The organism is Chloroflexota bacterium, from assembly GCA_016219275.1.
Classification (GTDB): Bacteria; Chloroflexota; Anaerolineae; order UBA4142; family UBA4142; genus JACRBM01.
On record JACRBM010000039.1, the window covers coordinates 1 to 19747 of the forward strand.

Sequence of the window (19747 nt, forward strand, 5' to 3'; positions counted from 1 at the left end):
CCTGGGATGGCAAAGGTGGGTATTCATATAGCCGATAGAGTGGACGCCCATCGCGAAACATACGCCGCCCAACAGCGCGCGCGGGAGGGCGCGTGACACCAGGACATCGAAGCGCGCGCGCCGTCGTGCGGCTCTAACGTTACACGACATTTCGTTACAAAACTATCGTCGCTTTCCATCGCGGAGTGCAGAAGGACAAAATCCAAATATGAATCTCAAAGCCATAGTACGCGTTTACACAGACCGAATTAGACCTCGTGCAAACGAAGAACTCGATTGGTTCAGTCAACAATCGTCTTTGCAATCAGCAATCGAGTACGCCGCTCTAGCCATCAACAGGAATGGAAAAAGGTATCATCATCAACGAAGACTCCAAAAGACGACTCTTGAACAGTCAAAACAAAAACTGCTGACTAACGCAAGAGCGATTGAGCAATCAAAAGATTTCGATGACCTCTTTACTTTGATTGACAAAATACTTGAACCTGTTTGGGGCATTGGAGAACTCTACGTGTATGATACCGCTCTTCGCATCGGCGCGAAGTTGAACTTGTTGCCAAAGGCGGTATATCTCCACGCGGGAACACGTCAGGGAGCAAAAGCACTTGGCTTTGATGGTAAGGCAACAACACTCAACGTATCTGATTTACCAGCAGACCTTCAGCCGCTTGAACCTCACGAGATAGAAGATGTGTTTTGTATCTTCAAGGACGATTTGAAGAAACTGAATGCCAGGGCTGGTGAAGACGCGATGACAAAGCGGAGTTGGTGCGCCTAGAAAAACGTCGTGTAACACACGCACACCGACAACGGCGGGGCGGCGCGCGATTGGAAGGTACTTTCAAGTCGTCCGCCGTTGTCGGTGTGCTATAGCGATAGCCGATAGAGTGGACGCCCATCGCGAAACATACGCCGCCCAACAGCGCGCGCGGGAGGGCGCGTGACACCAGGACATCGAAGCGCGCGCGCCGTCGTGCGGCTCTAACGTTCTGCGTCATGCCGTTGCAATCGGGAGTTGCACTCAGCCCAACGGAATGACGCAACTACAAAAAAATCGCATTCAGGATTCACAATAGGAGGGACAACCATGAGACACAATGCGATGTTCAATGGTGTTATTACACTTGTGCTTGCTAGTGTAATGTTGGTCTCCGCGTGCGTACCTTCTCTGCCTTTCTTGCCAAGTGGTCCAGAGGCGGCGGCGCGAAAGGGCTATGAACAGTGGATAAAGAACACCGCTACTACAGAGCGGAGTGCCACTTTTGAAGTTCTCTCCACTACCGAAAGGTCTGCCACCGTCAAGATTACAGCCGAATTTCAAAATACTCTTGACGCATCTTGGCAGGAAAATCAAGCGACAGTCCAAGTCCTGAAGCAGGGCAATGATTGGCAACCGCCAACTTCTTTTGCCTTCTTCCCATCACCCCGCGCGGTCAAGACGCAAGAGGCAATTCGCAATGTTACCGCGACTGTTGAGACTGCCAGACGGCAGGCGACCTTCAGCGTGCAAGCAACAGCACAAAGCGCGACAGCAGAGGCGAGAGCGACTACCATTGTGGTCGAGACACAACAGGCAAGGAACACGCAGGCAACTCGCGCGGCGGAAGCGACCCAACAAGCCTTTGCCCGCCAAACTACCGTTGCCCAACGCACCACGCCTATTAACAAGCCGATGTCTATACAATCAGTTGAAAGGGACTCATCGGCATTTCGGGACTACTACAGGAATGTTGAATTTGTCGTTGTCGGCATAGAGCGGGGCGACGGCAACTCCGTTCTCTGGCATTTCTCGCTCTGGAATCACAATACCCAAGACACCTTTCGCCTCTCTTCCTATCGGGAAACGTATACTGTGTCATCTGAAGGAAAGAAGTACGACGCCTTGCGCTGGGAAGAGATGCGCGCAGTTGCGGGAGAAAAAAAGGAATGGGCGATTGCCTTCAATGCTCCAGCAACCACAGGCACGACGTATAGACTGTTCATGTCCACGTACATACAAACCGACAAAGGAATTTACGCTCAAATCACTTGGCAACCGTTCGAGGTTACACTCCGTTAGGATATACACAATACGCACGAACGCAGAAAGGGCGTTAGCGGCCATGCCATGCAATTTAAGCGTCGCGGGCTAACCGCAAATTGGACCGTTTAGGAGGCGAGAAATGAAAAACAGACTCCTCATTTTTGTCTTGTCTACGCTTCTCATCCTTGGTGGAGGCATTCCAACTTCATCAGCCCTTGCTGATACATCCCACTGCGGCACTATTAGCACAAATGAAACATGGTCGAGCGCTGGCAATGTGCATAGGGTGACTTGTGATGTTACCGTGACTTTTGGTACCACCCTGACCATTTCACAAGGTGCAATTGTCAAGTTCGAGATCGGCATAACGTTGTACGCTGATGGAAAACTGCTCGTCCAGGGCACCACACCCGCTCCTGTCTACTTCACTTCCATCCGCGACGATTCCATCGGTGGGGACACGAATGGAGATGGCGGAGCGACCATCCCTGGCTGGGGTGACTGGCGGGGCATTGAGTTCCGCGACAACAGTGACGACACTTCACTGATTGATCACGCCATCATCCGCTATGCTGGCTGGGGCAATCGCGGTCCCGTTAGCCTCTGCATGACTTCACCCACCACCTGCAGTGTCTCGCCCACGATTAGTAACTCAACGCTCTCGCTCAGTTATTTTGCCATCCGGTCGAACCCGCGTTCCTTTCCAACCTTGACCAACAATACCTACAGCGGCAATTTCTATAATGCGTTTAGCGTGGATGGAGGCACCATTGACCTTAACGCAACCTGGGCAATCACGGATACGAGCTATTTCATTCTGAATGACATTTTCGTTGGGGTCGGCAAAACACTAACCGTTCAGCCCGGAGTGATTGTCAAGGTCCAGATCGGCACAACGCTGTACGTTGATGGAAAACTGCTCGTCCAGGGCACCACACCCGCTCCTGTCTACTTCACTTCCATCCGCGACGATTCCATCGGTGGGGACACCAATCCAGGTGACGGAGCGATCACCCCTGGCTGGGGTGACTGGCGGGGCATTGAGTTCCGCGACAACAGTGACGACACTTCACTGATTGATCACGCCATCATCCGCTATGCTGGCTGGGGCAATCGGGGCGGTATCAATCTGGTGAATGCCTCACCCACTGTTCAAAAGTCCACCATAACGAATGGCTACATTGGTATACGCACACAAACATCAGCTCCTATTCTGAGCTGTAACAATATCTACGACAATCAAGGTTATGGGCTTTACAACGCAACTCCGGGCACAGTTGTCAATGCTCAAAATCAATGGTGGGGTAGTATCACTGGACCTTATCATCCAACTACTAACCCTGCCGGCACTGGAAACGCAGTGACGGACGGCGTCAATTACAGCCCGTGGCTCCAAGCACCTTGTGGAGCAACCACTCTGTACAGATTTTTCTTGCCATTAATTAGGCGGTAGAAAATAAGCAATTGGGACACAGCAAAAAGATGACCTAACGCGTGGTTGGGACGACAGCAGTGCCGAAACCGATAACGCACGAGCCGCTAACACATTCACAACGACAACGGCGGTTTGAATTCATGCCCACCTCGTCTTGATTTCGCACGCCACTTTTCGGTGAAGTCGCTTTCCCTTCATCTGCCGTTGCGTGGTGCTATGGCGTTCGCATATATATCCGCCTGTCAAAAGGACTTTATGTCCCTACTCTCAATTCAACTCGGCTTTGGGTCTTCGCTCTTGGCAGCAATCACGTTTCTCGTGTTCACCATTGGCTTTGTCGCCATCGCCAGCGTCAACCCAGGTTTCCGGTGGACCAATCTCGCGGATTATATCGCGTACTCGCAGCAGTCCAATCAAACCTTCAAGTACGTCGCGCAAACCGCTATGCTGTTTTTCGCGCCGCTGTATATGTTGAGTTGCTCTGCTTTTATTTCCGGAGAACGACGCGATGAGTCCAGACAGTCCCCTCTTCCTCGTCTTTTTCTTCAGCATCTTTCACGCACTCGGCGGCGCGGCAGTCGGACGCGCAATACGCACGTTGCAAAGCGAACCGCAAAACAGTTTGACGCTGTTCATCTGGGGCGGCATCATGGGCTTGGGTCCACTCGTCTTCGATTGGTTCTTTCTAATCCGGGAAGGTGAACTCGGTTACGGAATGATTGGACCGGCGGTGTTCGTCGTCGTCGCACTCGTCGGCGGGTTTTTGTGGCGCGGCGCGCTCGAAAAAATTGATGGCGGCGCGATTGCCTCTGCGGCGGTCGGCGGCGCGGCGTGCTTGATCGGCATCATGCTCGCGCCGTACCTCATCGGTATCGCGCGCACGCGCCAACTCGAAATTGCCGATTGGTGTTTTGGTACGCTGCTGGTTCTCTTGTTCGTCGGCGTCGGCGCGAGTTTCGCGTGGACAGGCGCGCTCGCCATCTTTCACGGTCACACCTTCGACGAAGAAATCAAACTGCGCCAGAAAGCGATTGATGCGCGCAGTTCCAAATCGAAACAAGGCAAGCAGTAATTGGTAAACAAGTAGACAGGTAGTCAAGTTCGCATCGTTCCCTCATTTCCCTTATTTCCATTTCTGAAACATGTCCACCCGCACAAAGATTCTCCTCGCCTTCATCCTCCTGCTTCTCGCCGCGATCATCGCGCCGAACACACGCGCGCTGTACGAAGGCATCGCGTTCTACATTCGTCCCGCGATATTCCCGGACGCGATCAAACCGATCAATCGCGTCGGACGCTACGCGTCGCTGTACGATCTCGTTCAACTCCGTAACGCCGACCGATTGCGTTATCTGCGTCGTCAACTTGAATCGCTCAACGTCTTGGTCGAAGAAATCCCAATCCCAAATTCCCAGCTTCCCAGTTTGTTTGTGCGATTCAATCGCGGCGCAGTGGAGACGATTTTCTCCGCGCACTATGACAAACTGTACGACGATCCCACGTATCAAGGCGCGTCCGACAACACCGCCGCGGTGAGCGCGATGCTCGCGGCAGTCGCCGAACTCGCGCAGCGCGGCGACGGCGGTACCCGCGCGTTCCTCTTCACCGGCGAAGAAGAGACCGGCTTGCGCGGCGCGTCCGCGTTCGTTGCGTATGCGCGCGCGAACGGCATCGCGCCGCGCGCTATCGTGAATTTCGACAACCTGGGTCGCGGCAAGTTGACGATTCGACCTTCCACCGATGTGCCGGGCATCGTGTTCACGCTTCCATTTTACGGCGACCTGGGATTTGATGGGCGCGAATTTCGCGCGAGTCCGCCGTATCCGCGCGCGCACGCGGCGTTGACGCAAGCATTGTTACGCGTGCAACCGGACATGGTCGTCCTCGAACGCTTTACCGCGATCAGCGACTCGAACGTGTTCCAAGCGCACGGTATCCCCACCGTCGCGATCAGCGGCGACGATATGCGCCACCTCGACCTGACCTGGCACACGTACACCGACCGCGTTGAACTGCTCGACGAAAATAATCTCGACCGCGCGTTTGATTTAATGACCCGTTTCCCCTAACTCGGACAAGCCGAAACCAGACGAGATAATTTGGGACGCGGACAAACGCGGATGGACGCGGATTTTTTATCTGCGTTTATCTGCGTTCGTCCGCGTCCAATTTCTTTGCTTTTTGTGCAATGCTTTCATTGGTGAGTTGCTAGAACAAATTCCTAACGCGTTTAAGGCAGACCTGTCAGGTTTTCGCGAAGCGAACCTGACAGGTCTTAAATCGAATCGGAATTCGCTCTAGCAGTCTGTCGGAGAGGATTGCATCTTGTGGTCTCAGTCGCGAAAACGAACTCCGAACCACAAGATGTGGGCATTGAGAATGTTTCTCCGACAAACTGCTAGTACCGCATTCCTACTCAACAGTCTATCCCCGCGCCACGTTCTGTGCTATAATTTTGTCGCACGTATGACGGCGTCTCGCTTCCCCCGCGCGTCATCTCCACGACCCGTCCAATTCCTCAAGGAGTCGAAATGTCTCAACCCAGTTCGAATCGTACGACCTGGCTTCTCGCCGGCGTGGTTGGTTGTATCGTGTTTTGTGTCGCGGTTGCGCTCTTGGGCGGCGCGGGCTTTTTCTTTTTCGGACGATCCACACTCATGCCCGACCCGATCATGACTCCACCCGAAACGCGCTTGGCGACCGCGCTCACGCCCACCGTCATTGCAACCGCGACGCTGTTGCCAACTGTCGCGCCGGTCGCATCGCCTACGCTAATCGTGCTCACACCAACTCTACCCGCGACGATACCAACGGTTGCCGTCGCGTTGCCAACGCGCACAACCGCTCCCACGCGTCCAACCGGCAAACTCGCGTTCAGCGTCAATCGCGGTGACCCGCCGCCCGATAAACACGTCTATATTATGAACGCGGATGGCACGGGTGCAAAACAAATTCTCGACCGCGCGTCGTCGCCGGTCTTGTCGCCGGACGGAACGAAAATTTTTTACTATCACTGGGAAGACGGGATTTTTATCGCGAACGCGGACGGCTCCGAGCCGCACAAAATCGTCGGCGAGTCGAACGCCAAGTTCTTGGCAATGTCGCATGATGGTCGCTGGCTCGCGTGGACGGTGCAACCAAGTCAGTCCAGTCCGAAAAGCATTGATGCCGTGTTGCCGGATGGAACCGGGCGTCGTCCCATCGTCAACGGCGGCGCGTATCCCGCGTGGTCGCCCGACGACACGCAAATCGTTTATCACAGTTGCCGCGAAACGATGTGCGGTCTATTCAAAGCCAAATCCGCCGGCGGCGACGGGGTGATGTTCACGAGCGATGTTGGCTCGTCGCCGGCGTGGTCGCCGAACGGGCAACGCATCGTGTACACGATTGAAGTAAACGGCGTCAAACAAATTTTTATCATCAACGCGGACGGCGCCGGCAAACGTCAACTCACGACAACCCCCGCGCATCACGTCGGCGCGAATTGGTCGCTCGATGGCAATTTCATTTTCTATCGTTCGCCCGAAGGCGGCGCGTGGGCAATCTGGCGCATGAACAGCGACGGCACGAATCCGATCAAACTCATTGACAACGTTCCACCGACCGACGAGGCGTTCGAAAAGATTTCTGTGTCGAAATAGTTTTGGTAGAACAAGTTTCCAACTTGTTCCAGAGAGGGACACTATGAATCTCAAATCAATCGTGTTGCTTGTGATCTTGTTGCTCGTCGTCGTGGGCTGTGGCACCGCCTCGCCGACACCCGCGACAACGCCGACGGTATCATCTGCGTCGAGCCAACCTTCGCCGATTGGCGCGGCGTCGCCGCCGTCCGCCGCTCCGCCGCTGGTGACGGCAACCGCGCCCGCCGTCTCTACGACCGGCGAGCCATCGCCGACCGCGCCCGTCGCGCTTGCGACGACGCGCCAACCTGGGTCGCCTCCTGCCCCAGCCGCCGCGACCTCGCCCACGAGCGCGCCGCCCGCGCCGCGCCTGCCCACCGGTAAATTGTTGTACACCGTCGTGCGCGGCGAAGAATCCAAGTTCCATTTCGTTTTTGTCGCGAACGCGGACGGTTCGAACGCGCGACAAATTCTCACGCACGCGTACTGGCCCTCCTACTCGTTCGATGGCACGCGACTCGCGTACTATGGCAGACCCGACGGCGGATCGGAGGGAATGTACGTCGCGAACGCGGATGGCACGGGCGCGCTACTCGTGGTGAATGACGCGACGGTCTGTTGCTTCAACTGGTCGCGCGATGGTCAGTGGATCGTCTACACCGATTCGAACATCAAGACCCGACCAGGTGGTCCGCTCAAGATGCTCAAGATGGATGGTTTCTACAAAACGACCGTCGAACTCAAAGTAGATGGCAACGCACCGTCGTTCTCGCCCGATGGAAAACAAATCGTGTACACTGGGAACGAAGCCGGCACTGGCGTCAACGGTCTGCACGTCTCGCCGACCGACGGCACCGGCGCGATTCGCATTCTCACGCGCGATAACGGCGGCGCGCCACAATGGTCGCCCGATGGACGCCGCATCGTTTATCACGCGCCGATTGATGACCAACATCGCCAAGTCTTTATCATCAACGCGGACGGTACCGGCAAACGCCAACTCACGACCGGCAAGGGCAACGACATTCAACCGGTCTGGTCGCGCGATGGCAACACGATTTTTTATCGCAGCGATCAAAACAGTACCGCGTGGGCGATCTATGCGATGAACGCGGACGGCACGAATCATCGCCGCGTCATCGCCGACGCGCCGCCCGATCAAAATCTGTGGGGCTGGGAATCGTTGGATGTTGCGCCCTAGCGCGGACAAGCCAAAAGAAAACCAGGAAATATCGGACGCGGATGAACGCAGATAAACACGGTTAAAAAATTATCCGCGTCCATCCGCGTTCATCCGCGTCCCATAAATCTTTGCTTCTGGCGCGGTGATTTCACTGGATAGATGTTACAAGTTGGATTCTTGCTAGATTGCGGTTATAATGCCGGCGTGAATCAACCCTTGCTCGCGATCAAGATCGGCAACTCGAATATCACGCTCGGCGTTTTTGAAAACGGCACGCTCCTCGCGCGTTGGCGTGTACGTACTGAAGTAATCAAGACCGCCGACGAGTACGCGATTTTGTTCGACGATTTTTTTGCGAATGTCGGGACCGGTCTTGTGCCTGCCCGCGCTGCCATCGTCTCCGTCGTGCCGCCGCTCACCTCCACGTTCGTCGAGCTGTGCCGCGCCCATTGGCGCGTCGAACCACTCGTCATCACTGCGAGCACGAACACCGGGATGCCGATTCTGTACGATGCGCCGCACGCGCTCGGCACGGATCGCATCGTCGCCGCCGTCGCGGCAAAAACGAAATTCGGCGCGCCGGTTATCGTGATTGATTTCGGCACGGCGACGACGTTCAACGCGGTAACGCGCGCGGGGCAATTCGCCGGCGGCGCGATTACGCCCGGTCTGCATCTCGCCGCCGATGCGCTGTATCGCGCGACCGCGCAACTGCCGCGCGTAGACCTCGCGCTGCCCCCGCGCGCAATTGCGACGAACACCACGCACGGCATCCAGTCCGGCATCCTCATCGGCTATCTCGGCATGATCGAAGGCATGGTCGCGCGAATGCGCGCCGAACTCGATGCGCTCGCTGCGCGCGTCGTCGCGACCGGCGGATATGCGCGTTTGCTCGCGCCGCATTCGCGCGTGATTGACGCGGTCGAACCGGATTTGATTCTCGAAGGACTGCAAATCATCTACGCGATGAATCAACGGGAGTAATTGGTAAGCGGTAATTACCCTTTGCCAATTACCAACCACGGAGCAACCATGTCACGCGTTCTCCAAAACAAAACCATCCTCCTCGGCGTCACCGGCAGTATCGCCGCGTACAAAGCCGCGATGATCGCCAGTCAATTGACGCAAGCCGGCGCGCGCGTGGATGTCGTGATGACGCGCGAGGCGACCCAGTTTGTCGGAGCGATGACGTTCGAGGCGTTGACGCATCGTCACGTCGTCACGGATGTGATGGCGATGATGCCCGACTCGACCATCGGTCACGTCGCGATGGCGAAACGCGCGGACGCGTTCGTCATCGCGCCGGTCACCGCGCACACAATTGCGAAACTCGCGCTCGGTCTCGCCGATGACGCGGTGAGCGCAACCGCGCTCGACACGCGCGCGCCGCTCATCCTCGCACCCGCGATGGAAAGCGGCATGTGGGAACATCCCGCGACGCAAGCGAATGTCGCCACGCTCGTCGCGCGCGGCGCGATTCTCGTCGAGCCGGGCACCGGGCATCTTGCGTCGGGTTTGAGCGGCAAGGGACGGATGGCGGACGTGGACGACATCCTCGACATCGTGCGCGCGACGCTCGGACGCACCGGCGATCTCGCCGGGCGTCACATCGTCGTCACCGCCGGCGGCACGCAAGAAGCGATTGACCCGGTGCGCGTGATCGCGAATCATTCGTCCGGCAAAATGGGCTTTGCGCTCGCGCACGCCGCGCGTGATCGCGGCGCGCGCGTGACACTCATCGCGGGTGTAACATCGTTGCGCGTCCCACGCGGCATCACGCACGTTTCGGCGACGAGTGCGCGCGACATGCGCGATGAGGTGATGCGCGCAATCGCGGATGCGGACGCGCTCGTGATGGCAGCCGCCGTCGCCGATTTCCGTCCCGCGCAATCCGCTGAACAGAAAATCAAAAAAGGCGCTACCGAAACCCTCACGCTCGAATTGATAAAAAATCCGGACATTCTAAATGAAGTTTCCAATCGCAATTCGCAATCCGCAATTCGCAATTTGGTTGTAGTCGGCTTTGCCGCCGAGACCCAGGATTTGATCGCGAACGCGCGCGCGAAACTCGAAGCCAAAAATCTCGATTTGATCGTCGCGAATCCAGTGCCCGCGAGTTTTGGCGGCGACCTGGATCAAGCGACATTCATCGAACGCGGCGGCGCAATCAACGCGTTGCCGCCGATGAGCAAGGATGACCTCGCGGAAAAAATTCTAGATGTTGTCGCATCTCATTTGCAGAAGGAGTCACCATGACCGAATCTACTCACGCTCTCGCGTTCGCGCGCAACAACCGCGAACGATTCTTGTCCGAACTCAAAGAGTTTCTCGCGATTCCCAGCGTCTCGACGCTCTCCGCGCACAAACCCGACATGCTCCGCGCGGCAGACTGGGTCGCGCATCAGTTGAACGCCATCCATTTTCAGAATGTCGCGGTGCTGCCGACCGACGGTCACCCGGTCGTCTACGGCGAGTGGCTCAACGCGCCCGGCAAACCGACGATCCTCGTTTACGGGCATTACGATGTGCAACCGGTGGACCCGCTCAACGAATGGATCACACCGCCGTTCGAGCCAACCGTGCGCGGCGACAATCTGTACGCGCGTGGCGCATCGGATATGAAGAGCCAGGTGCAAGGATTTCTCAAGGCGCTCGAAGCGTTGATGCAGAACGAAGGACTGCGGGTGAATGTCAAAGTGCTCGTCGAAGGCGAAGAAGAGATCGGCTCGCCGAGTCTCGTCAAGTTCATCGCGCAGAATAAGCAAAAACTCGCGTGCGATTTTTCGCTCAACGCCGATTCCGGCATCGCGCGACCCGACTTGCCGAGTTTGATGTACGGCTTGCGCGGTCTCGCGTACTTTGAAGTCTGGGTCTATGGTTCGAAACAGGATTTGCACTCGGGCGTGTTCGGCGGGTCGGTGCACAATCCCGCGCAAGTGTTGTGCGATTTGATCGCGGGAATGCACGACGCGAACGGACACATCACGCTCCCAGGATTCTACGACAAAGTGCGCGTGCTATCGAACGAGGAACGCGCGGAACTCGCGCGCTTGCCGGTGACGGACGACGAGTGGCGCAAGACCGCCGGCGTTTCCGCGTTGTGGGGCGAACAAGGATTCACGACGCTCGAACGACTCGGCGCGCGACCGACGCTCGAAGTGAACGGCATCGTTTCCGGATTTACCGACGAGGGCGCGAAGACGGTACTGCCCGCGAAGGCAATGGCGAAAATTTCGATGCGGCTCGTACCAGATCAAGATGATAACGCGGTCGAAGAACAATTGAAGGAATACCTGCGTCGCCACGCGCCGCCGACGATTCGCTGGGACGTGAAGAAATTTGTGAGTGGTCCCGCGGTGTTGGTCAATCGAAATTCGCCGGGAATGCGCGCGGCGATTCGCGCGCTAAAAGCGACGTTCGGCGTCGAGCCGGTGTTTCAACTGCAAGGCGGCAGTGTACCGGTCGTGAGCATGATGACGATGCAGCTCGGCGTAGATTCGATCTTGATGGGCTTTGGTTTGCCCGACGACAACTTTCACTCGCCGAACGAAAAGCAGCACCTGCCGAATTTCTATCGCGGCATCGAAGCGTTCATCCGGTTTTTCGACAACGTGGCAGAGTAGAAGGATGAGCGCAGAATTTTTGTCTTCCTCGCTCGCTCCATTTCAGTTTGCGTTTGACGGGCATTTGGCTTTACGCTAGAATATCTCTGGATAAGGAGATGGGCGTGACCTATCGCATTGAATACTCGCCCGACGCGGAAGAACATCTGCACGGACTATCTGCGCGTCAACAATCCACAATTTTAGACGCGGTAGACGCACAACTCGCTCATCAGCCAACGGTCGAAACTAAGAATCGCAAACCGATGCGACCAAATCCATTGGCACCCTGGGAACTCAGGATTGGAAATTTGCGCGTGTATTACGACGTTGAAGATTCTCCTGAACCACTTGTTTATATACGCGCGGTGGGAATCAAGGAGCGGAATCGGGTTCGGATCGGAAATGAGGTGATTGAATTATGAAAACACTGGAAATGAGCAAGGCAACAGCATCGCTTGCCGAATACGCGCGCACGGTAAAAAATGACCCGGTGATTTTGACCATAGACGGCAAACCGGTCGCCGGGTTGTTTGCAATTGAAAATGCTGATGCAGAAACCATCGCGCTCAGTACCAATCATCAATTCGTCGCGCTTATCGAGCATTCTCGCGCACGTCAACGCACGGAAGGTGGCATCTCTAGCACGGAGATGCGTCAGCGACTAGGGTTGAAGAAAACGCCGCGCGCCAAACAATGACCTTGCAAGCAATTTCTGTACCTGTTAAGCACGTTCCCGGGTTCGCCCGATTACCTCTGCAGCGACCTTGGCTTGACTATGACGGGGAAGCCGACGTGCTGTATGTCAGTCTTGAACGACCACAAAAAGCAACCACGAGCAAAATGCGCGACGATGGTGTACTATTGCGTAATCGCGGCAAAAAGCTAGTCGGCATCACCGTGTTTGAACCATCGAAAAGATAAAACAGTTGGGGCAGGAATCACTCTCCTGCCCCAACTACTTTTCCAACAATCCGTATCCGCGCGCCGCACGCTTCCTCTGGCGCGATGAAGAATCCGTTTTCCTCGTTCTCAAACTGAATGTCGCGATTGCGAAGCTGTTGCCGTTCCCAGCCCCAACTATCCACTTGCAACGCGAGCGCGAACAAACCTTCGCCGCGCCTGTCCAACTGCTCCGTCATCGTGTTGCCGCCGCGCGTCGGACGCGCGACGACAATGCTTCCCCAATCGAGCGCAAAGCGATAACCTTCAACATCCGTCTGCTTGTTGTGAACACGTTTCGGCTCGACGCCGAGCAGCGCGCTATAGTGATCGCGTTCTGCCGCAAGATTTTTGACGACGACGACGACTTCTTTCGCACGCGCGCGACTGCCCAATCCGTCACTGGGCGGCTCGATGCGTAGCGCACGCGGCGTATCATCCTGAATCAGAAACGGCAACGCGCCGGTCGGCAAGCCGCCGAACATCGCGGTGTGCCACTCGACGCGCTGACCGTCGAGGCGCACGCGCGCACCGGCTTGCGGCGCATCGTACTTTAATCCGCACGCCGCGAGTTGCGCGACATCGTTCGCCAGGTCGTTCGCGCCGAGCACGAATCCACCGAATCCTTCGCCCGCGCGCACGCGGCGCACGCCATCGCGCCAAAATGATTTTTCCGCGAGCGCGGGATTTTTGAACGCGACAAGTTCGAGGTATGTGCCATCCGCGAGCGCGACGAGCGCATTGTGACTCCCGAACGTGGGATGCTCGCCGCCGGCGCGCGCATCGAAACCGAGCCGGCGAAAAGATTCCATCGCCGCGTTCAGGTCGTTCACGAGCACGATGAAATGATCGAAACCAGTCAGCATCGTTATTTACTCCGGCGCGGGGTCTTGGAGCGGCTCGCCATTGAGTGTCCGGCGCACCATTTCGCGCACCGATCCCCAATACTCGCGCGCGAGATTACCGTACGGATTCGCGTCAATCGGCACTTCGTAATCGAGATTTGGATAAACGCGCGTGTCAATATCTTGACGCGTAATCGGATTCGCGTCCTGATTCGCATTCACCCACTGCACGCCGCCGTCGCCGTTCGCCGAGTCCACGATGTACGTCGCGCGATGAATCGCCGGCATTGACATCGCGCTCGAACGCTGCGCGATCAACTTGTCCAGGTTGGTCAACAGCCGACCCAGGTTGTCCACGACGAGCGGCGTCGGATCGAAATCCATCGTGACACTCCCCGCCGCCAATTCGTGCTGCACGAACGCGAACAAGCGCAACCAAAAATCGCGGTCGCCGCTCTGCCGATTCAACGCGTCGAGCAACGCCTGCAACACCAAATGTTTACGCACGTTGTGTTCGAGCGAAGGATCGTACTCGCCTTCGGCGACTGGCACGGTCTTGATAAACTGGATCACCTGGCGACCGTTCAACGTTTGGTTGCCTTGCTGAAAAAATCCGACCGGATATTTTTCGCCGTCGAGATAAAACGGCTGCACCGAAAATGCCATCGGCACATCTACTTGAATGCCGCCAAAGACCTGATCCACAAGACGTTGGATCAGCCCGTCTTTGAAAACGATTTGATAATCCACCGCAAGCCCTGTCCCATTCTCGATCATTTCGCGCATCAGTGGAAATCCGCCGACATCGTACGCGCGATCCATCTTGAGCGCGTGCGTCCCCTGCCCGCGTTGCGCGAGCGCGCGTTCGACTTCGGGCGCGCGAATGTCGTGCGTCATCGAAATCAAATCCACTTGACCGGTGCGGACATCGTACGAAATCAGCGTGAACGAACCGATGATCGCGCGTTCGGTCATCGGCGGCTCATGCGTCTCGCCATATCCGAACAACAAGACGTTGATGCGATTGGCATTGAGCGCCGCGTCCACGCGTTGGAAAAATTGTGGATCGGTTTGGCTACGCGCCTCACGGCGACGTTCGGCGTTGGTCGCAAAGGGTTTGGCGAGCGATTTGAAAAGCGGGTCGCTGTCTTTCGGCGCGAGCAACGCAACGGACAGCAAAGCCAGGACGCTGATAATCACGAGCAAGAGGAAACGAAGATACTTGACGCGCATGACGACTCCAAAAATAAAAAATCCGTACCGCTGAAAAACGGTACGGATTATAACACACAACGCGATTAGGGCAACCGGTTGAACCACACGAGCGAGAGGAAACCGGCGAGGAGCGAGAACGCGGCGGCGATGGCGGTGAGCACGGCGGTGATTTCCGTTTTCTCCGCGCGAAACACCATGCGCGTGGTCAACTTGTCGTACACCGCTTGCAACTCTTTTTCGTCCGCGGCGGCAAAGTACTCGGCATCCGTTTGGTCCGCGATGTACTTGAGCACGGCTTCGTCCAAGCTGACGCGCACCTGGCGTCCTTGCACGTGGAGAATCGTGCCTTGCGATTTGCCCAACCCAATCGTATAGACGCGCACGCCGCGATCCGCCGCGACCGGCGCGACATCGCGCGGATTCGGTCCAACGTTGCTTTCACCATCGCTCAACAACACGACAATCGCGGTCACGTACTGTCCCTTGGGTAACGGCGTCGGTGTGGGGGTTGGCGTCATGATCGGGCTGAACCCGCGATTGGTTGGTCGCGTGAAATCCGGTTCGTCCGGTTCAAGCGATTCGGCAATCGCGTCGAGCGAGGCAAGGATGCCGCGACCGATCGCGGTGCCGCGTTGAGGTTGCAAACGACTGATCGCCGCGATCACCGCGTCCTTGTCGGTCGTCGGCGCTTGCACGACGAACGCGTTATCGCTAAACGAGACGATCCCGACCTTGACCGACACAGGTTGTTTTTCGACGAACGTGCGCGCCGCGGCTTTGGCGGCTTCCATCCGATTCGGTTTCGCGTCATCCGCCGCCATACTGCCGGACACGTCCACCGTCAGAATGACCGTGCCTTCCTGGGTCGGCAAGGTCACGACCGAAATCGGACGCGCGAGCGCGAGAATCATCACCGTGATCGCGGTCAAAAACAAAATCGGCGGGATGTGCCGGCGAAAACCCGGACCGCGTCCCAGCGCTTCCTTGACGAGCGAAAGACTCGCATAACGCAACGCGTATTTTGCGCGCCGGCGTTGAGCAATCATGTACAACAGGATCAACACGGGCACCAAAAGCAAGAGCCACAGGGCTTGTTGCCACTGAAATATCATCGAACCACCTCGGAATCAATGAGCCAAATTGGAAATTGGTCATTGGTAATTGGCAATTGGCTCATCGGACTGCTTGCACACCAGCGATTTGCTTGCGTTGCTTTCGCAACATCGCAAAGCGCACGATCTCGCGCACGATGTCATCTTCGGTCGAGACCTGGAGCGAATCCACACCCGCGCGGCGAAAATGCACGTTCATTTCGTACTCGCGTTTTTGCGCGGCTTGACGAAACCGTTCGCGAAATTTCTTGTCGCTCGTATTGATGTAGAGTTGCTCGCTGGTTTCCGAATCTTCCATCACGACCATGCCAATGTCCGGCAAATCAATCTCGCGCGGATCGAACAGGCGAACCGCCAACGTCTCGTGTTGTTGCACGAGCAAGTTGAGCGGCGTTTCCCAGCCCGGCGTCGAAATGAAATCGGACACGATGAAGACGAGCGAGCGACGGCGAATCGTGCGCGCGGCTTTTTCGAGCATCGCCGCGAGATTGGTCATCGGCGTGTGAGTCAATTTAGGTTGCGCGAGCAAATCGTTGATCAAGCGCAACACGTGCTCGCGACCACCGTGCGCCGGGATCACGTGTTGATCTTTGCCATTGTAAAAAATCGCGCCGACGCGATTGCCTTGCCGCGTGAGCAGGCGCGCGAGAATCGTCACGAAATCAATCAGCAGACTGCGCTTGAGCGCGTTGACCGTACCGAAATCAATCGAAGGACTGAGATCGAGCAGGAACCACGCGGTAATTTCGCGATCTTCCATGTACTGCCGCACGTACGGCTCGTTCATGCGCGCGGTGACATTCCAATCAATGTACCGCACATCATCCGACCACTGATACTCGCGCAAATCCGCAAAGTCCAGTCCGTAGCCGATGAACAGACTGCGATAGTTGCCCTGCAAAATCCCATCGAGCCGGCGAATCACTTGCCAATCGAGACGTTGCAGAATATGTTCGGGAGTTGAAGAAGCCATAGGTGTTTTGTAGGGGCGACGCTTGTGGTCGCCTTGATAGGGCAACCACGCGGGTTGCCCCAACGACATCATCCCACCGGTTGCGCGACTTTGAACGGAATCGCCTCACGCAGCGGCACGACCGGGACAGGGATGCGCTCGATCGCGCGCTTGAGAATCGCGTCGCTCGTCACCCCATCGGACATCGCTTCGTACGATAGCACGAGACGATGCCGCATCACGTCGAGCGCCATGTCGAGCACATCTTGCGGCAGCACGTACGACCGCCCACGCACATACGCGAGTGCGCGCGCGGTGAGGATAAGGTTGATCGAAGCGCGCGGCGAAGTCCCGTACATGATGTAGCGTTTGATTTCCGGCAAACTAAATTTTTCAGGTTCGCGCGTCGCGGTTGCGAGTTTCACCGCATACTCCGTCAGCGCGGGGTCCACGTACACTTTGGCGGTTTCACCCTGCATCTCGATCAACTGTTTCGTCGTGATAACCGGATTCGCCGACGCCAAACCCGCCGCCATCCGCTCGACAATCACGAATTCATCGCGCTCGTTGGGATACGTGATGATGACTTTCATCATAAAACGATCCACTTGCGCTTCGGGCAACGGGTACGTGCCTTCCGTCTCGATCGGGTTCTGGGTCGCCATGACCAGGAACGGCGCGGGCACTTTGTGGGTCTCACCCGCAATCGTCACCTGGCGTTCCTGCATCACTTCGAGGAGCGCGCTTTGCACCTTGGCGGGCGCGCGGTTGATCTCATCCGCGAGCAACAGGTTCGTGAACACGGGACCGAGCGAGGTCGAGAATTCGCCGGTCTTTTGATTATACATGCGCGTGCCGACCAAATCGGCCGGTACGAGATCAGGCGTAAATTGAATTCGCTTGAACGTGCCGCGCATCGCGTCCGCGAGCGTCTTGATCGCGAGCGTCTTTGCCAACCCCGGTACGCCTTCGACCAGTAAGTGTCCCTGCGCGAGCAACGCGACCAACAAACGTTCGAGCAAGTGATCCTGCCCCACGATGACTTTTTTGACTTCGTACAGAACCGTTTCCATCAAGGTTGGTACTTGGTCTGTCGTCAATTCACTCGTCGCCATTTTACCTCCAAGGGAATTTTTGATTTTCGATTTGAATTTATGGAATTTGCAAGCGCGTCCAGGTTTTTGCCCGTATCAAGCAAACGCCGGACGAACGCATCACACGCAGCATCGAACGGATTGCAATTCGCGTGCGCGGCTTTCACAAAACAATACGCGATCTGCCGCATCACCAGGGCGGCGAACCCATTGCGCCGCCTGCCGCGTCAATCGGCACTGCGAACGCGATACCGACAAACACTTCTTGATCGGTTGGATTATAGAGCGCGGTCACAATGCCGACGACTTCGCCATAGCTATTCATCAACGGACCGCCGGAATTCCCAGGGTTTGCCGCCGCGTCGAATTGAATCAGGTTGCTCAACGTCGCGCCGGTTTTGGGGGATTTGAAATTGCGGTTCAAGCCGGAAATCACACCCGCCGACATCGAGTTGCGAATGCCGAACGGATTGCCGACGACGAATGCCTCATCGCCCACGCGCAATGAGCCGGGATTGCCCAGCACTGCCGGGATGAGAAAAGCGGGCGGCGTGCGCGCGCGCAGCACTACCGTGTCTTGCTCCTCGACCTTGGCAATCACCGTGGCGTCGGAGCGCGTACCATCGTAAAACACGACTTCGATTTTGATCGCGCCTTTGACGATGTGATAGCTCGACAGAATCGCGCCGCCTTCATCCACGACGACGCCGGTACCAAAGGCGCGTTTATCATCGCCGGCGGTCAACTGCGCCTCGATACGCACAAGCGAGGGCGCGATCTGTTCGTAGGCGAGCGAACCGCGCGACGGCGGCGGCGTCGCGGACGCCATTGCGCTTGCGACCAGTTCGCCTATTTTTTGTTCGGTCAGGCGCGGCGTGGCGGGACGCGCAAAATCGTACGCGAACATCGCGCCAAAGGCGATGAACATTCCAAGCAGAAGGGGAAGAAAACTACGCGCACGCGCACGCATTTGTTTCGCGCGTTCGCGCAATCGGGTGATGCGAGAGGGACCTGGCGGTTTACTGCCGGGCATTGATCGCAGCAAGGGTTCGGGGACGCCGGGCTTGGATACAAGTTTTTTCTCGAATGGATCAAACGAATTTGGAGGCATGCACATTTCTCCCTTTTGAATGGGATACGCAATGTGAGGGAATAAAGTTTTGTGCGAACACACGCGGCGGACAATTTTCATTGTCGCTATTTCTTCACGCGTTGTCAATAGCCCTTGATTAAAATTTCGCAAGAGCGCGCGCGTGCGATTGTGCATCAATCTACAATGCGTTGCGCTTGATCAACCATTTTCTTGTTCTCTGATTGCATAACCCCTTGACGACGAGAGCGAAACGGCGTACACTCACGGCGCTCGTTTCGAATCAACCGAGTGTTTGTTTCAGGAGTTCCAAAATGTTTGGCTTACAACCCGCGCATATTGTCATCATCGTTTTTGTCGCGATCCTTCTGTTCGTGCCCTCCCGTTTACCGATGCTGGGACGCGGGATGAGAAAAATGGTTTCCGAATTTCGCCGGGAAATCAGCGCCAAACCGAATGAGCACGCGACCAAGCCATCGCATTCCCAGGATGTCGGACCGGCAAACAAAAAGGAATAAACTGCGAATCGTCTAATCCACGATCCTGTGATGCGTGCGGGAGGACAAGCGATGTCGCTTCGAATTAGATTTTCACTCGCGTATTTAACCGCGTTCGCGTGCCGACGCGGCGCGAT

19 protein-coding genes are annotated in these 19747 nt (G+C 56.6%); 13 read left to right on the forward strand and 6 right to left on the reverse strand.

Annotated elements, in window-relative coordinates; genetic code table 11:
• Positions 1–208 precede the first annotated feature (208 nt).
• The 12 genes from HY868_08665 (at position 209) to HY868_08720 (ending at position 12787) form a co-directional block, all read left to right on the forward strand.
• Positions 209–778: a hypothetical protein gene (locus tag HY868_08665; protein ID MBI5302195.1), complete on the forward strand. Its 570-nt coding sequence runs from the start codon at positions 209–211 to the stop codon at positions 776–778.
• A 309-nt stretch (positions 779–1087) separates the two neighbouring features.
• Positions 1088–2059: a hypothetical protein gene (locus HY868_08670; protein MBI5302196.1), complete on the forward strand. Its 972-nt coding sequence runs from the start codon at positions 1088–1090 to the stop codon at positions 2057–2059.
• A gap of 103 nt (positions 2060–2162) precedes the next feature.
• A complete protein-coding gene (locus HY868_08675) occupies positions 2163–3476 on the forward strand; it encodes a hypothetical protein (GenBank protein ID MBI5302197.1) in 1314 nt (437 codons plus the stop codon).
• A 490-nt stretch (positions 3477–3966) separates the two neighbouring features.
• Complete coding sequence (locus HY868_08680) at positions 3967–4530, forward strand: hypothetical protein (GenBank protein ID MBI5302198.1); 564 nt, start codon at positions 3967–3969, stop codon at positions 4528–4530.
• Positions 4531–4600: 70 nt separating this feature from the next.
• Positions 4601–5527, forward strand: a complete 927-nt coding sequence (locus tag HY868_08685) for a M20/M25/M40 family metallo-hydrolase (protein ID MBI5302199.1) — start codon at positions 4601–4603, stop codon at positions 5525–5527.
• A gap of 462 nt (positions 5528–5989) precedes the next feature.
• Positions 5990–7099 carry a PD40 domain-containing protein gene (locus HY868_08690; protein ID MBI5302200.1) on the forward strand — a complete coding sequence of 370 codons (1110 nt, stop codon included), beginning with the start codon at positions 5990–5992 and terminating at the stop codon, positions 7097–7099.
• A 43-nt stretch (positions 7100–7142) separates the two neighbouring features.
• On the forward strand, positions 7143–8279 hold the full coding sequence (locus HY868_08695; GenBank protein MBI5302201.1) for a PD40 domain-containing protein: 1137 nt from the start codon (positions 7143–7145) through the stop codon (positions 8277–8279).
• A gap of 141 nt (positions 8280–8420) precedes the next feature.
• Entirely contained in the window at positions 8421–9245 is an 825-nt protein-coding gene (locus HY868_08700) for a type III pantothenate kinase (protein MBI5302202.1), read from the forward strand.
• A gap of 48 nt (positions 9246–9293) precedes the next feature.
• Complete coding sequence (gene coaBC / locus HY868_08705; GenBank protein MBI5302203.1) at positions 9294–10517, forward strand: bifunctional phosphopantothenoylcysteine decarboxylase/phosphopantothenate--cysteine ligase CoaBC; 1224 nt, start codon at positions 9294–9296, stop codon at positions 10515–10517.
• The gene (locus tag HY868_08710; protein MBI5302204.1) at positions 10514–11884 is read left to right on the forward strand and encodes a dipeptidase; all 1371 of its coding nucleotides are present in this window, start codon (positions 10514–10516) and stop codon (positions 11882–11884) included. The genes coaBC and HY868_08710 overlap by 4 nt, the downstream gene beginning before the upstream one ends.
• Before the next feature lie 400 nt (positions 11885–12284).
• Positions 12285–12563: a hypothetical protein gene (locus HY868_08715; protein ID MBI5302205.1), complete on the forward strand. Its 279-nt coding sequence runs from the start codon at positions 12285–12287 to the stop codon at positions 12561–12563.
• The gene (locus HY868_08720) at positions 12560–12787 is read left to right on the forward strand and encodes a DUF2283 domain-containing protein (protein ID MBI5302206.1); all 228 of its coding nucleotides are present in this window, start codon (positions 12560–12562) and stop codon (positions 12785–12787) included. The genes HY868_08715 and HY868_08720 overlap by 4 nt, the downstream gene beginning before the upstream one ends.
• Positions 12788–12804: 17 nt before the next feature.
• Here the strand turns inward: HY868_08720 and HY868_08725 are convergent, their stop codons facing one another.
• From HY868_08725 to HY868_08750, 6 genes are all read right to left on the reverse strand, one after another.
• Positions 12805–13671, reverse strand: a complete 867-nt coding sequence (locus tag HY868_08725; GenBank protein MBI5302207.1) for a VOC family protein — start codon at positions 13669–13671, stop codon at positions 12805–12807.
• 6 nt (positions 13672–13677) lie between these two features.
• A complete protein-coding gene (locus HY868_08730; GenBank protein ID MBI5302208.1) occupies positions 13678–14883 on the reverse strand; it encodes an LCP family protein in 1206 nt (401 codons plus the stop codon).
• Positions 14884–14948: 65 nt separating this feature from the next.
• Entirely contained in the window at positions 14949–15977 is a 1029-nt protein-coding gene (locus HY868_08735; GenBank protein MBI5302209.1) for a VWA domain-containing protein, read from the reverse strand.
• 61 nt (positions 15978–16038) lie between these two features.
• Positions 16039–16950 carry a DUF58 domain-containing protein gene (locus HY868_08740; GenBank protein MBI5302210.1) on the reverse strand — a complete coding sequence of 304 codons (912 nt, stop codon included), beginning with the start codon at positions 16948–16950 and terminating at the stop codon, positions 16039–16041.
• A gap of 68 nt (positions 16951–17018) precedes the next feature.
• Positions 17019–18044, reverse strand: coding sequence for an AAA family ATPase (locus HY868_08745; GenBank protein MBI5302211.1), 1026 nt, complete (start codon positions 18042–18044; stop codon positions 17019–17021).
• Between the two features lie 169 nt (positions 18045–18213).
• Entirely contained in the window at positions 18214–19134 is a 921-nt protein-coding gene (locus HY868_08750; protein MBI5302212.1) for a trypsin-like peptidase domain-containing protein, read from the reverse strand.
• A 293-nt stretch (positions 19135–19427) separates the two neighbouring features.
• Here HY868_08750 and HY868_08755 point away from each other — a divergent pair, with 293 nt between their 5' ends.
• Positions 19428–19631: a twin-arginine translocase TatA/TatE family subunit gene (locus tag HY868_08755; protein MBI5302213.1), complete on the forward strand. Its 204-nt coding sequence runs from the start codon at positions 19428–19430 to the stop codon at positions 19629–19631.
• Positions 19632–19747: the final 116 nt, after the last annotated feature.

Coding starts and splice junctions, on each gene's coding strand:
- HY868_08685 (MBI5302199.1), top strand. CDS start 4,601: ATGTCCACCCGCACAAAGATTCTCCTCGCCTTCATCCTCCTGCTTCTC.
- HY868_08680 (MBI5302198.1), top strand. CDS start 3,967: ATGAGTCCAGACAGTCCCCTCTTCCTCGTCTTTTTCTTCAGCATCTTT.
- HY868_08730 (MBI5302208.1), bottom strand. CDS start 14,883: ATGCGCGTCAAGTATCTTCGTTTCCTCTTGCTCGTGATTATCAGCGTC.
- HY868_08700 (MBI5302202.1), top strand. CDS start 8,421: ATGTTACAAGTTGGATTCTTGCTAGATTGCGGTTATAATGCCGGCGTG.
- HY868_08735 (MBI5302209.1), bottom strand. CDS start 15,977: ATGATATTTCAGTGGCAACAAGCCCTGTGGCTCTTGCTTTTGGTGCCC.
- HY868_08675 (MBI5302197.1), top strand. CDS start 2,163: ATGAAAAACAGACTCCTCATTTTTGTCTTGTCTACGCTTCTCATCCTT.
- HY868_08745 (MBI5302211.1), bottom strand. CDS start 18,044: ATGGCGACGAGTGAATTGACGACAGACCAAGTACCAACCTTGATGGAA.
- HY868_08710 (MBI5302204.1), top strand. CDS start 10,514: ATGACCGAATCTACTCACGCTCTCGCGTTCGCGCGCAACAACCGCGAA.
- HY868_08690 (MBI5302200.1), top strand. CDS start 5,990: ATGTCTCAACCCAGTTCGAATCGTACGACCTGGCTTCTCGCCGGCGTG.
- HY868_08750 (MBI5302212.1), bottom strand. CDS start 19,134: ATGCCTCCAAATTCGTTTGATCCATTCGAGAAAAAACTTGTATCCAAG.
- coaBC (MBI5302203.1), top strand. CDS start 9,294: ATGTCACGCGTTCTCCAAAACAAAACCATCCTCCTCGGCGTCACCGGC.
- HY868_08720 (MBI5302206.1), top strand. CDS start 12,560: ATGACCTTGCAAGCAATTTCTGTACCTGTTAAGCACGTTCCCGGGTTC.
- HY868_08755 (MBI5302213.1), top strand. CDS start 19,428: ATGTTTGGCTTACAACCCGCGCATATTGTCATCATCGTTTTTGTCGCG.
- HY868_08725 (MBI5302207.1), bottom strand. CDS start 13,671: ATGCTGACTGGTTTCGATCATTTCATCGTGCTCGTGAACGACCTGAAC.
- HY868_08695 (MBI5302201.1), top strand. CDS start 7,143: ATGAATCTCAAATCAATCGTGTTGCTTGTGATCTTGTTGCTCGTCGTC.
- HY868_08665 (MBI5302195.1), top strand. CDS start 209: ATGAATCTCAAAGCCATAGTACGCGTTTACACAGACCGAATTAGACCT.
- HY868_08740 (MBI5302210.1), bottom strand. CDS start 16,950: ATGGCTTCTTCAACTCCCGAACATATTCTGCAACGTCTCGATTGGCAA.
- HY868_08670 (MBI5302196.1), top strand. CDS start 1,088: ATGAGACACAATGCGATGTTCAATGGTGTTATTACACTTGTGCTTGCT.
- HY868_08715 (MBI5302205.1), top strand. CDS start 12,285: ATGAAAACACTGGAAATGAGCAAGGCAACAGCATCGCTTGCCGAATAC.